This is a genomic window from Winkia neuii subsp. neuii DSM 8576 (genome assembly GCF_000420405.1).
Taxonomy (GTDB): domain Bacteria; phylum Actinomycetota; class Actinomycetes; order Actinomycetales; family Actinomycetaceae; genus Winkia; species Winkia neuii.
The window spans coordinates 134,710-146,972 of sequence record NZ_ATUW01000003.1 but is presented as its reverse complement, the minus strand read 5'-3'; the positions used below and the strand labels follow the sequence as shown (position 1 = coordinate 146,972).

General features: G+C 55.4%; 14 protein-coding genes and 1 tRNA gene. 9 read left to right on the top strand and 6 right to left on the bottom strand.

The window, feature by feature from the left end:
* Positions 1-113 precede the first annotated feature (113 nt).
* Genes G437_RS10900 through G437_RS0103950 form a run of 3 tightly spaced genes read left to right on the top strand, consistent with a single transcriptional unit; the run spans position 114 to position 2,156 of the window.
* Positions 114-716, top strand: coding sequence for an FtsB family cell division protein (locus tag G437_RS10900; RefSeq protein ID WP_024331296.1), 603 nt, complete (start codon positions 114-116; stop codon positions 714-716).
* Positions 713-1,234, top strand: a complete 522-nt coding sequence (locus G437_RS0103955) for a DUF501 domain-containing protein (protein ID WP_024331295.1) — start codon at positions 713-715, stop codon at positions 1,232-1,234. Before G437_RS10900 ends, G437_RS0103955 begins: the two co-directional genes overlap by 4 nt.
* Positions 1,227-2,156, top strand: coding sequence for a Ppx/GppA phosphatase family protein (locus G437_RS0103950; protein ID WP_024331294.1), 930 nt, complete (start codon positions 1,227-1,229; stop codon positions 2,154-2,156). Before G437_RS0103955 ends, G437_RS0103950 begins: the two co-directional genes overlap by 8 nt.
* Here the strand turns inward: G437_RS0103950 and nhaA are convergent.
* Positions 2,127-3,359: a Na+/H+ antiporter NhaA gene (gene nhaA, locus G437_RS0103945; RefSeq protein WP_231782309.1), complete on the bottom strand. Its 1,233-nt coding sequence runs from the start codon at positions 3,357-3,359 to the stop codon at positions 2,127-2,129. The two genes, G437_RS0103950 and nhaA, sit on opposite strands and share 30 nt — an antisense overlap.
* A gap of 186 nt (positions 3,360-3,545) precedes the next feature.
* Between nhaA and G437_RS0103940 the strand changes: the two genes are divergently transcribed.
* Positions 3,546-3,619: transfer RNA gene (locus G437_RS0103940), tRNA-Leu, on the top strand.
* A gap of 152 nt (positions 3,620-3,771) precedes the next feature.
* On the opposite strand, the gene G437_RS0103935 is transcribed toward G437_RS0103940, so the two are convergent.
* Positions 3,772-5,013, bottom strand: coding sequence for a metal-dependent hydrolase family protein (locus tag G437_RS0103935; RefSeq protein ID WP_024331292.1), 1,242 nt, complete (start codon positions 5,011-5,013; stop codon positions 3,772-3,774).
* A gap of 611 nt (positions 5,014-5,624) precedes the next feature.
* Between G437_RS0103935 and G437_RS11505 the strand changes: the two genes are divergently transcribed.
* The gene (locus G437_RS11505; RefSeq protein WP_024331291.1) at positions 5,625-6,392 is read left to right on the top strand and encodes a hypothetical protein; all 768 of its coding nucleotides are present in this window, start codon (positions 5,625-5,627) and stop codon (positions 6,390-6,392) included.
* A gap of 143 nt (positions 6,393-6,535) precedes the next feature.
* Here the strand turns inward: G437_RS11505 and G437_RS11645 are convergent, their stop codons facing one another.
* Complete coding sequence (locus G437_RS11645; RefSeq protein WP_024331290.1) at positions 6,536-6,820, bottom strand: helix-turn-helix domain-containing protein; 285 nt, start codon at positions 6,818-6,820, stop codon at positions 6,536-6,538.
* A gap of 36 nt (positions 6,821-6,856) precedes the next feature.
* Here G437_RS11645 and G437_RS11415 point away from each other — a divergent pair, with 36 nt between their 5' ends.
* From G437_RS11415 to G437_RS0103910, 3 genes are all read left to right on the top strand, one after another.
* Positions 6,857-7,081 (top strand): hypothetical protein, encoded by a 225-nt coding sequence (locus tag G437_RS11415; protein ID WP_024331289.1) that lies wholly within the window; start codon positions 6,857-6,859, stop codon positions 7,079-7,081.
* 289 nt (positions 7,082-7,370) lie between these two features.
* On the top strand, positions 7,371-8,216 hold the full coding sequence (locus tag G437_RS0103915) for a Bax inhibitor-1/YccA family protein (protein WP_024331288.1): 846 nt from the start codon (positions 7,371-7,373) through the stop codon (positions 8,214-8,216).
* A gap of 70 nt (positions 8,217-8,286) precedes the next feature.
* Positions 8,287-8,694: an FKBP-type peptidyl-prolyl cis-trans isomerase gene (locus G437_RS0103910; protein WP_024331287.1), complete on the top strand. Its 408-nt coding sequence runs from the start codon at positions 8,287-8,289 to the stop codon at positions 8,692-8,694.
* Positions 8,695-8,733: 39 nt separating this feature from the next.
* Here G437_RS0103910 and msrA read toward each other — a convergent pair whose 3' ends face one another.
* Positions 8,734-9,348: a peptide-methionine (S)-S-oxide reductase MsrA gene (gene msrA, locus G437_RS0103905; RefSeq protein WP_029769248.1), complete on the bottom strand. Its 615-nt coding sequence runs from the start codon at positions 9,346-9,348 to the stop codon at positions 8,734-8,736.
* A 96-nt stretch (positions 9,349-9,444) separates the two neighbouring features.
* Here msrA and G437_RS0103900 point away from each other — a divergent pair, with 96 nt between their 5' ends.
* On the top strand, positions 9,445-10,923 hold the full coding sequence (locus G437_RS0103900; protein WP_024331285.1) for an AI-2E family transporter: 1,479 nt from the start codon (positions 9,445-9,447) through the stop codon (positions 10,921-10,923).
* A gap of 45 nt (positions 10,924-10,968) precedes the next feature.
* Here the strand turns inward: G437_RS0103900 and greA are convergent, their stop codons facing one another.
* The gene (greA, locus tag G437_RS0103895) at positions 10,969-11,448 is read right to left on the bottom strand and encodes a transcription elongation factor GreA (protein ID WP_024331284.1); all 480 of its coding nucleotides are present in this window, start codon (positions 11,446-11,448) and stop codon (positions 10,969-10,971) included.
* A 106-nt stretch (positions 11,449-11,554) separates the two neighbouring features.
* Positions 11,555-12,247, bottom strand: a complete 693-nt coding sequence (trhA, locus tag G437_RS0103890; RefSeq protein WP_024331283.1) for a PAQR family membrane homeostasis protein TrhA — start codon at positions 12,245-12,247, stop codon at positions 11,555-11,557.
* Positions 12,248-12,263: the final 16 nt, after the last annotated feature.

The following is a 12,263-nucleotide window of genomic DNA, read 5'->3' as shown; positions in this document are numbered from 1 at the left end:
CCGGGAGCAGGCAAAAACAGGCTGCGGCCTCGAAAATGAAGAAGGCTTTGGCCTCACCTGGTGGGCCGGCCTCAAGAAAGAGGCCACCACGTGGGGCAGGGGCGTCGAAATTTGTGCGTAACGTTCAGCACTCGCACGCCGAAGCACCCACGCCCTCGCGCTTTAGACGCAGTTCCGAGGCCGTCGAGCGTGCCCGCATCCAGGGCGCCAAAAAATCGCAGAGGGCACGCACTATCTCGCTTGGGTTCAAGAAGGGCCCGCACATTCGGGTTTCGTTTGTGGCGATGCTTGGCGTGCTCGCCCTCGTGGGAGCATTTGTGGTGCCGCCTTTGTTCAACCTGTTCGACCAGATGGAACAGGCCAGATCCTTGCACCGCCAATTAGAAGAGGCCAAAGCCCAAAACGTCGAGTTGCGCAGGCAGGTGCAAAGGTGGTCCGACCCTGCCTATATGGCGTCGCAAGCCCGCCAGCGGCTGGGGTATGTGAAGAAGGGTGAGACCCAATTTGTTGTGGTCGATCCCGGTAAAAACTACAAGCGCGACGCCCAAATAAAACCCCACCGTGGCCCAAAGGAACCGTGGTTTATGATCATGTCGGAAACTACCAAGGCGGCAGGGAAGGCAACCACACCCAAGCGCACTCATTCCTCGGGGCGCGGAACCCCACAAGAGGGCGCCACCCAGGCCCCCAAAGAAGACAAGGAGGCTCCCCAGTGAACATTACCCAGGCCAGTGAAACCGACCTAGAAGTATTGGGCTCCCAGTTAGGTCGGGTTCCCAGGGGAGTTGTTGGAATTGCTGCCAGGTGCGTTTGTTCCAAGCCGCTGGTGGTGGCTACGGCTCCGACGTTGGAAAATGGGGAGCCATTTCCCACGGTTTTTTACCTTTCCCACCCCGCATTGGTAAAGGCAGCCTCGCGTCTCGAGGCCGAAAAACAAATGGAGGGATACCAGAGCCTGCTCCAAGACGAAGCTTTTGCGCAGCGCTATAAGCAGGCCTACCAAACCTACTTGGAGCAGCGCCGCCAGATTGCCAAACTGGCGGGAGTAGAGGTCCCAGAAGCCATCCAGAAAGTTGCAGCCGGGGGGATGCCAACTAGGGTGAAGTGCCTGCACGCGCTCATTGGGCACTCGCTGGCTTCTGGACAGGGCGTAAATCCGGTTGGAGACTTGGCGTTGCAAAAGATTGCCGAGCTGGGCATGTGGGGTAGGGAGCAGTGCTACTGCAATGACTAAAGTTGCGGGAATAGATTGTGGCACAAATTCGATTCGCCTGATATTGGCCCAGGGCGAGGGCGGTAAAATCAGCTCTTTTTGCAAGCAGATGAAAGTTGTCCGGCTCGGGGAGAACCTGGAAAAGACCGGCCAAATAAGTGAACAGGCCCTGCGGCGGGCGTTCGCCGCAACCGAAGAATACGCCCGCCAAATTGAGGGGTTCGGGGCGCAGCGAGTGCGCTTTGTGGCCACGTCGGCCTCGCGCGATGCCAAGAATTCTGACGTCTTTGCGGATGGGGTGGAAAAAATCCTGGGAGTGCGCCCCGAGGTTATTCCTGGCACTCAGGAGGCCCACCTGTCCTTTGTGGGAGCGCTCAGCGGGCCAGAACCGGATTTTCCCGCTCTGATCGTAGACATTGGCGGCGGCTCCACTGAATTCATTTTGGGGGATCGGAGTGGACAAAAATCGCTGTCCACAAAGATGGGTTCGGTGCGTTTTACCGAACGATATTTTCCAGGCGAGGATGGAATCGACCTGCGCTCTGGTGCGTGTGAGCGGGCCAGGGAGCGGACTCGCGAACTAATTCGGGCTGCCGATGCCGAAGTAGACCTCAGTAGGACTCGCAGTCTTCTTGGGGTAGCTGGCACCTCGAACACTGTTATGGCGATGGCCTTAGGGCTAAGCTACGACAATCAGGAAGCCCTAGACAAAGCGGTGCTAACTTGTGAAGAAATGATTGCTGCCTGCGAAAAGATGGCAACTATGACAGTTGGTGAACGGGCCCACCTGCCCTACATGCCCTCTGGGCGCGAAGACATCATAGGAGCGGGTGCGTTAATCTGGAAAGAGATAGTCGCGGCCGTGCAGGAAAAATCGGGTATCGAATCTGTTCGCTGCTCAAGCCGCGACATACTAGACGGTATAGCGCTTAGCCTTCTGTAGGCCGCGCACAGGCTGGCGGACTCGCCAACGCAACAGGCTAGCCCCAAGCAGTGCCGACAAGCCTGTGCCAAGCAACACTCCCAGGCGGCCGGCCTCGGTCAGATCGGTCTGCGAGGGAAAGGCGAGAGAGGCAATAAGTAGGGAAACAGTAAACCCAATACCTGCCACGAAAGAAAGAGGCAACACGTCCTGGTAGTCGACCCCGCCCCCAAGCTTTAGCGGGGAAAGCTTAGTTAGCGCCACAACAGAACCAAAAATCCCGACTGCCTTCCCGAAGGGCAGGGCTAGCGCCACCGCAACCGAAACCGGGTGGGTGAGTAGAGAAATTGCGCCGCCCTCGGTGGAGGTAATGTTTACCCCCGCTGCAAAGAATGCGAACACGGGCACGGCAAACCCAGCCGACAGTGGATTCAGCGCGGTGGAAAGGCGGTGGGTGAGGCAGACGCGCTCCCCCCTCTTGCGCTTAGCTGGGACTACCAGCCCCAGGGCCACTCCGGCGATGGTGGCATGAATACCTGAGCGGTACATGAAATACCAGGCTGCAAGCGCAAGAGGGGCTAGCAGGTACCACTTACAAATGCGCTTTTGAGCTAGCATCGCAAAAGTTGCTACTGCCAGCGCGCACAGGCCCAAATTGGAAAAACTGAGCGCATCTTGCGGGTAAAAAATAGCAATAACCAGAATGCCCAAAAGGTCATCCACCACAGCTAACGTGAGCAAAAAAGTGCGCGCCGCGGGAGGCAAGCCCTTGCCAAAAATAGCCAAAATAGCAATAGCGAAGGCAATGTCGGTGGCTGCCGGAATGGCCCAGCCGCTGAGGGCCTCCGGAGCTCCCAGCACAGTGACGGACGCAGCATAAATAGCGGCGGGAACAGCCATTCCAAACACCGCCGCCAGCATCGGCAAGGCGGCTTGCTTCGGGTCGCGCAGCGAGCCCGCCACGAATTCCTGCTTGAGTTCCAAGCCCACAACGAAGAAAAAAATCGTCAGCAGGCCATCCTGAGCCAAATGCGCGAGCGACATTTGCAAACCCAAACTGGCCGGGCCAATCAGAAATTCTGAAAGCGCCTCGTAGGAGTGGCGCATCGGCGAATTAGCCCAAACCAATGCCAAGGCCGCGGCGGCCATAAGCGCCTTGCCGGCAGCAGCATCATCTCTCATCTGGTGGGCGAGTGCGGAAAAGGAAAAAAGTTTCTTCTTCACGGACATCCTGTCCTTGAGTCGTAAGGGGCTACCAGCAAATGCCGAGCAGCCGGTTGCGGCATGAACTTTCCTAGTTCTCTGACCGGGCTAGTCTAACCAGATCCGCGCAAAAAATTCACCTTCAAACTATTTTGTCTGCGAGCAAAGTTTATAAATTGTGTACACTTGCGCTAGTCTGTACTAGTTGCCCCCATGGCCCAATTGGCAGAGGCAATCGACTTAAAATCGATGTGTTGTGGGTTCGAGTCCCACTGGGGGCACTCTTAGAGGCTGCCGGGCGCCCGAATATTCATTGTAGTGCTGCGGCGTTTTGTTGAAATAGCAGCCATTCTTCGCCCTCTTCTGCAGGGTTAGCTGCTGATTTACCGAATGGAACGCTGCGAGTTGCTTCTACTGCTCACTCGAGGCTGGTTTATCTACGTGCCACCACTTCGCCCTCTTTGAAAATCCACGACATGTTTTCCACCCTTAGGTCGCGAATGTTTTGTGTGGGGTCGCCCTCCAGCACTATCAAATCGGCACACTTGCCGGCCTCTAAAGTGCCTGTGACTTGGTCCACCCCGAGCATTTGCGCACCGTTCTTAGTGGCGCAAGTAAGCGCAAAAAGTGGGCTAAAGCCAACCTTTTCGACAAAGGAATAAATCTCGCCTAGTAGCGTAGTCCCGTAGGGGGTGAGCGAAGAGCAGAAGGAATCGGAACCGGTAGTTAGGACTATGCCCTTTTCGTGGGCCTTGCGAAGGTTGGCATAGACGCGCTGCAGTTCGCGCTCCGCCCTAGTTTCGCCCGGGTATTCATCTTGTTCGGGATTATATTCAGGAGGATAGGTCTTAAACCACTGCTCTAGGAATTGAATCGTAGGGCAGAAATAGATGCCCTTTTCTGCCATGATGTCCAGGGTTTCAGACCCTAATGTCTGGCCGTGAATAATCAGATGTACCCCAGCTTTGGCTGCCTCCAAGGCGCCCTCGTAACCTTCGCAGTGGGCCCAAACGGGAACGTGAACCATATTCCCCTCGTCGACTACAGCCTGGATTTCCTCTGGCGTATAGTGCTGCTCCAGCTTGTCGTCGTAGCGCCAGATGCCGCCCCCCGTGGCCCAGATTTTGAGGGCGTCTACGTTCTCGCGCAGGCGGCGACGTACGGCTTTGCGCAGCTCCCATGGGCCGTCGACCCGTTCGGCCCACGGGTGAGAATATTCGTTGAATTCTAGAGGGAGCCGGTGCGAATCCCCGTGTCCACCCGTGCGACAAAAACCCCGGCCAGTGCAAATCATGCGGGGGCCTCGCATTATGCCAGCCTCAATAGCGTTGCGAATCTGTACGCCTGAGCGGGAAATTTCGGCGACCGTAGTGAGGCCCGACTCTAAGGCGTCCCGGGCCTGCTGGACTGCCACAACAGTTTGATAGGTAGGGTCGTCTAGAACCCACTGGGTGTCGTCGTCTGACTCGTTGCCTGTGAAATGCAGGTGGGAGTCGATCAATCCCGGCAGCACGGTCTTGCCTGTGCAATCTATAAGCTCATAACCGGCCGGTACGGGCACAGCAGTGCCCGCATAGGTGATCTTGGCTCCCTCTAGCAGAACGGTGCCCTCTTCGATGGGGGCAGAACCGGTCCCGGGAATGACCTTGGCGTTTTGGAGGGCGTAATGATTCAAGATAGCTTCTTTCGACGGGGCGCAACACTGGGCACTACCTATGTTAGGGGGAAAGCTCCGCCCGCGAGGCCATATCGCAAACGCTGCTTACCACGCCGAAACGCAAGACAGCCTTTAAAAAATGAGCGGAGCTCGGCCTTGGCAACGATTGCCAAACTATATTGTCTTTTCGAGAATAAAATTATCACCTCAACCTTTTAATAATTTCATCTCGAAAAGACGTATGCGGACGGCAAAATAGTTAGTTTTGATAATTCTTAAACGCTGGCAGGGAGTTGCACTGTTGAGAAGGGGGCGTGCGGTCTAAAAACTAGTCGAGAGGTCGCAAGAGACGGGGTGAACGCAGAATAGTTGCAGGTGAGAAGCTTTCTGCTTAGCTGTGTCTCTACCTTTCAGGCTGCTGGAAATTAGCTAGCGAAGGTGTTGAATTGGGTGATTCGGTGGCAAAAAATTCCATTCTTGCCATTTCTTGCAAATTTAGAAACCTTTGCAAGTCTGCCTCGCCATACTTTCGAAAAAAGATAGGAAATTTTCTGGATAAAAAAAGGTCGGTGCGCTAGATTAGTTTCGCGCGCGTTAATATATGTTCAATCTCGGAAAGAGGAAGAAAGATGCGTAAGACTACTAAGGCCTGCGCCGTAGGGACCCTCGCCCTGGTGTTGGGCGGAATGACACAGCTGTCTGCCCTGGCTAACGAGGCCCCGGGGGGTCAGCCCGCCCCGAGCAACACGACGGCGACCAATACTGAAAACAAGCCTGCCGCTGAAAAGCCTTCGACGGATAAGCCGTCGACCGACAAGCCTGTCAAGGAAGAGGAAAACGACTACGGCCACACTCCGGGAACCCTCGACAAGATGAAGGATACCCGGGCTCAGCTTGAAAAGTACCAGCAGGCACTAACCGACAAGGTACCAGCTGGATACGAGAAGTGGGCTCAGTCCAAGGAGGTGCAGGAAGCTCGGGCCAAGGCTAAGAAGGAATACGATCAGGCATTCGGTGGCCAAAAGCTCACTCGCGACGAGATGAAGCAGGTAGTTGCCTACAATGAAGGCAAGATCAACTACTTGCCGAAGCACCTGTGGAAGTACTCCGAAAAGGCTCAGAAAGAAAAGCCAGCGGTTGCTCCCGCAGCCCCCGAAAAGGGCAAGGTAGCCCAGAAGAAGGTTGCCGAAAAGAAGGCTGAGCCTAAGAAGGTAGAGGCCAAGAAGGCCGCCGCCAAGAAGGGCGAGGTCAAGAAGGTAGTAAAGGTGGTTGCCGGAACTTCGCAGAAGAAGGCTCTCGCCAACACCGGTTCCACCGCAGCTATGGTAGGCGGGGTGTCGCTTGCGCTTCTGCTCGCCGGCGGCGGTGCCTGCGCATACGCGCGCAAGCGGGCCTAGTTTTCCCGCTCGCCTAGGGGCAGTGCGCCCCTTGTTGCCCCTAGGCATATTACTTGCTGGCGGATGTCCTCTAATCAGCCTGTAATGTGAAAGTAATTGGCCCCCAAGGTAATCTTGGGGGCCAATTACTGGTTGGAAACAGACTATTTTTGGCGGATGTTGCGAATTAGTGACAGAGCCTTTTGCGGATCTTCTTCATATAGTTTAACTAACTTGGAGGAAGTAACCGAATCCCCTTGCGAATCGTTGCAAAAGTTAGTCTCTTTATTTAGATAGTCTATGACGTCCGCAAAATACACTTTACGATATTTATTGATTGTATGGCAGGGGAGTTTGCCTCTGTTGCAAAGTTCGGCGACCGTGTAGCGCGAGACTCCCAAAAGGTCTGCCGCTTCTTGCAGCGAGATGAGCTCTTCGTGTGGGCACAAGGTGATAGGTTTCCAGGTAGAGAGCGCTTTTGCCGCATGGATCAGAATTTCGCCAAGGGGATTTGGCAGGTCTACTACCTCGCCATTTACGACCAGTTCCGCCTTGCACCTTTTCGTGAAGTTTTGGGCGGTGCGGGCTACGTGTCTGTAACTGTTGAGCAGCTCAGTGCGATCGCGAGCCCTGTCCGGAAAAAGGTCTTATTCTCAACTTTTAGCCCCATTTTGTCTCCATCGATAAGCTCAGAGCGTGATGCTACGTAGGTCTGAGTGAAATGCAAATATGTTGAAAACGTGTAACAGCTACCATCGTTAGTAGAGGGCGGTTTCTATATCTACATTTCTACCTTCGTTGTTCCATGAGATATTTATATAGTAATTGAGTGAAAAAAACTAATTTAGTTGGGGTGTTTCGTTTCCATTTCGCCGCCAGTTGGGGCAGGGAGGGCTAGCTCATATTGCCGAGCGTGAAAAGTTGCCCTTTCGGCGAGCAAAATTTGCCGATGCTAATACAATGGCGGTGAAACGCAACTAGTACGCAAAGGAAACGCTCATGGCAAACCCCGTAATCAACGGTGTTGAACAGGACCTGCGCAGGGGGCGCGTCGCTCAAAGAGGCTACGTTCCTCCGCAGCAGGGGCAATTCACTCAGCAGGACCCATATGCTCAGGCCGGGCAGGCGGCACAGGGGTCTCCAGCGCAGACCTCAGCCCGTCCCATTACTTACGAGGACGTAATCAACAAGTCCGGCATCATGCTCGGATTGCTCTTTGTAGCCGCAGCAGCAGTCTGGGTAATCGGCAGTTATATCCCGGCCGTGGCTGCCCTAGGCGCCAGCCTCGGAGCCCTCGGTGCTTTTGTTGTGTCGATGGTGTGCATCTTCAAGCGGAAGATCACCCCGGCTCTCTTTGTTACGTATTCGGTCCTTGAAGGTGCCGCACTCGGCGGTATTTCGATGGTCTTTGAACAGAGGTTCCCAGGTGTAGTGGTCCAGGCTGTGGTTGCTACTGCAGCCATATTCGCGGTCACGTTGATCCTATTTAAGTCGGGTTACGTGCGCGGGTCTTCGAAACTCATGAAGTTTGCCCTGATCTCTCTGGTCGGAATCTTGATATATTCCATTGCTTCGTGGCTACTTACCGCCTTCGGCGTTATTACAAATCCGATGGGCGCTGACTCGATTACCCTGTTTGGTATCCCGTTGGGTGTCTTGGTGGGGATCTTCGCGGTAGTGGTTGGTGCCATCTGCCTGATCTTGGATTTCGAGGTGGCCAGGCAAGCAGTAGAAACAGGGGCCGCCTCCGAACTCTCCTGGCGGGTCGCCTTCGGCATAGTACTCGATACCGTCTACATCTACGTTTACCTGCTGCGCCTGCTGGCTGTGGCACGCGACAACTAGTTCGTAGCAACTAGCTCGCAACATCTTTGGAAAACGCGCCTTCGGGCGCGTTTTCTATTACCCTGAAACCATGAGCGAACAACTATTGCCCGAAGTGCAGGGCGAATTCGGAACCAAGCCCAAGCTAACTTTTGCTTGCCCGGAACCGCCGGCAGAACTCGAAGTATCCGTCCTCAAAGAGGGGGACGGCCCGGCCGTGGAAGAGGGCGACTACATTGCCTGCAACTACTTAGGGCAGGTGTGGGACGGCAACATTTTTGACAACTCCTACGATCGCGGGCAGCCACTCTCATTCCAGGTGGGCGTTGGCCAAGTAATCCAAGGCTGGGATAGGGGCCTGGTAGGGCTAAAAGTAGGCACGCGCGTGCTACTTTCAATTCCCCCTGAACTCGGCTACGGCCAGCGCGGGGTTCCGCAGGCCGGCATCAAAGGCGGAGACACCTTAGTGTTCGTAACGGACGTACTAGGCATCCTGTAAGAACGAATGTTGGCGGCTCGCGGGCCGCCAACATTTTTGCTAAACCAACCCGGTGGGGCAGGTAAAACCGTTCGGCCCATGCATGCAGTATCCGTTTGGGTTCTTATACAAGTAAGCCTGATGTTCTTCCTCGGCTGGGAAAAATAGGCGTTCGCTATTAGGGGCGTGTAATTCGGTAACAATCCTGCCCTCGCCGGCCTCAGCTAAAACTTTTGCGAATGCTGTGCGCGTGGCTTTTGCAACCTCGAACTGGGCGTCGGTGGTGGTAAATATAGCGCTGCGATATTGCGTGCCCAGATCGTTGCCCTGTCGATTTAGTTGGGTGGGATCGTGGTTTTCCCAAAACACCTTTAAAATCTCTTCTGCGCAAGTCTCTTCCGAATCGTAAACTACGCGCACGGTCTCGGCGTGGCCGGTTTTCCCAGTGCATACCAGGCGGTAGGAAGGGCTTGCCACGTGCCCGCCTTCGAAACCGACCGAGGTATTTACCACCCCGGGCGTGTTCCAAAAGATGCGTTCAGCGCCCCAAAAACAGCCCATAGCTAAGTCGATGATTCTTGCAGAGGGTGCGAATGGGCCCTCGGGTGCGGTGCCCAGCACGGGATGGACCCCGCCCTCGGCAGATAGTTTGTTTCGAAAAGGAAAAGTAACCATTGGGCCTCCCAGCTTGTTGTTACCCCAAACATCCCACATTGGGGCAGTTAGTGCATTACCTATAAGCTTGATTCAATCGCACATTTAGGAAGAAGTATGGCAGACAAAGAAACAAGACGCGTCCCTGACTTTGCCGGCACAGTCAAGCGGGCACTAGAACGGATTCGCGAATCGCGCAGCGAAAAACAGGCTGACAGGTACAAGCCCCGCCGGCACTCAGCTGGAAAAACAGTGGAGCTCGAGGACGCGGCCCAGGCGGTATCTCCCACGCTCAGGGTGGCTGCCGCCTGGTCGTGGCGCCTGCTGCTTGTGGGCTTTGCTGCCGCCTGCGTGCTCTGGCTTCTCTCGCAGCTGACAGTGGTGGTGATCCCGCTGCTCGTAGCCCTGCTGCTTACCGTGCTACTAGAGCCAATCGTGAGGCTGTTCCCTTCCACCTCGGCGTGGCGCACAGTTGGCACCGTTGTGGCACTGCTAGTTGGGTTGGGTCTAGTTGGCGGGCTACTGTATTTGGCCTCGAGCCAGATAGTTGACAACATCGGCCCGCTAGCCGCCAAGGCGCGAGGTGGCTTAGATGATGCCGTGGACTGGATTTCGAATGGTCCATTAAAGCTCGACCAACACCAAATCGAAGAATACGTACGCAAGCTACAAGGCGAAATTGGTTCCTTCTTGCAGTCGAATAGCTCGCGCATTGCCTCCGGGGCACTTGCGGTTACCTCCTCGATAACCAACATTGTTACTTCGGCTTTGATGGTGCTTTTCTGCGTGTTCTTCTTCCTAAAAGATGGGCGCAAGATCTGGCAGTTCTTTGTGCGGTGCATGCCCGAGGGGGCGCGCAATCCCGCAAATGAAGCTGCCATCCGCGGGTGGGTTACTATTTCTTCATATGCCAAGGCGCAGATGGAAGTTGCCGCCATTGACGCGGTGGGCATCGGTGCCTCCGCCGCAATCTTGGGGGTGCCACTAGCGTTACCCATCGCTGTTTTAGTGTTCTTAGGCGCGTTCATTCCCATTGTCGGAGCTATTGCCACGGGTGCAATTGCCGTCCTGGTAGCACTAGTCGACCAGGGCATTACCGTGGCGCTAATAATGCTGGCTGCCATACTAGTGGTGCAGCAAGTTGAATCGAATCTGCTGCAGCCCCTGCTCATGTCGAATGCTGTGTCTTTACACCCGCTGGCAGTCTTACTTGCGGTCGCTGCTGGCGGTTTCACCATGGGTATTGCCGGGGCAATGTTCGCCGTGCCGCTAATGGCATTTATCAACACAGTGGTCATGTACCTGCACGGATACGACTCTTTCCTGCGCCTTGCCTACGATCCGAAAAGGCCGGGTGGGGCACCGGGAACCCTCGACGACGAAATAGCCAGGTCCTTGCAGCCTAAGGCCAATAATCTGCGCGAAGCAGCAAAGATGCGCCAGAAGTTGCAGGGCGCAAACGCGGCTCCCGACGAGGTCGAAATTGAGGTAGTTTCCGCCCAAGAGGCGCAAAAGGCGGTGGGTGAGGACGCCGAGGTCGCCCAGGAGGATCGTGAGGCGCTCCAGAGTGAGGTGCGCACCAAACTCGAGGATTAAATACTTGTGGGGACCAGCTGGTCCCCACAAGTATTTTGCCTAACTCTAGGCGGTGTAAGGCTTAACTTCCCCGATCTGGACCTCGATGTCCTTACCATTTGGGGCCGTGTAAGTGACGGTTTCGCCGCTCTTGTGCCCAATTAGCGCCTTGCCGATTGGGGCGTCAGGCGAGAAGACCTCGACTCCTAGGCCTTCTGAGGCCTCACGGGTGCCGAGCAGGAAGCGGATCTCGCGCCCCGCCATCTTTACGTTCACGATCATGCCGGGTTCGACAATGCCGTCGTCTGCCGGGGTCTCGCCAACTTCGGCATTTTCCAACAGATCTTCGAGCTGGGCGATGCGAGTTTCGTTCATGGACTGGGCCTCGCGGGCGGCGTGGTAGCCGCCGTTTTCCTTGAGGTCGCCCTCCTGGCGAGCCAAGTCAATGCGCTTTACAATTGCGGGACGCTGTACGTCGCGACGGTCGTTAAGTTCTTCTACCAGCTTGTCGTAAGCTTCCTTAGTGAGCCAGGTAGTGTCTGCCATAGCATCCTCCATAACTAAAACACTGGTGCCCGGGAGCTCCCGGGCACATATGCCGCCTAGGATACCAGCTCGGTCGCTTTCACTACAGTTTTAGCTAGCCAAGTCACTAACTGAGCAGCGCAAAATAGGCGCTAATACAGTGGCAGACCCATCCCGCCAACGTGAATGCGTGAAAGAGCTCGTGAAAACCAAAGTAGCGAGGTGAAAAATCCGGCCACTTGAAACCGTATACGACTGCCCCCACCGTGTAGCAAATACCGCCGGCAGCTAGTAGCCAAGTGAAAGCTAGGCCGCCATAGTGTGCCAGTTCTGGCAAATACCACACGGCTACCCATCCCAAGATCACGTATATGGGGGTATAAACCCAGCGCGGGGCTGCCGGCCACAACCATTGCAACGCTATGCCGGCACCTGCTCCAATCCACACTACGAGCAACAAAACCACTGTGTCGTGTTCGGGCAAAACGCCTACTGCCATGGGTGTGTACGTGCCTGCGATGAGCAGGAAAATGTTGGAATGGTCCCAGTTGCGCAAGAACTTGTCGGCGAGGCGCCCCCAGTAGTGACGGTGGTACAGCCCAGAGATGCCAAACAACATTAATGAGGTGAGTAAAAATACGGCCGCCGCTGCCCGCCCTCCAACGGTAGGCGTAAGCACTATTAGCACTAGCAAAGCTGCCATAGAAACGGGTGTTGCAACAGTGTGAAACCACCCGCGCAACAGCGGTTTTTTTACGGTTGATTCGCGCGGATCGAGCCTGTGCCAGAGCGAACGCTCGCCATTTCGTTTTGCGTGCAAGAGGGAACCTCCGAAC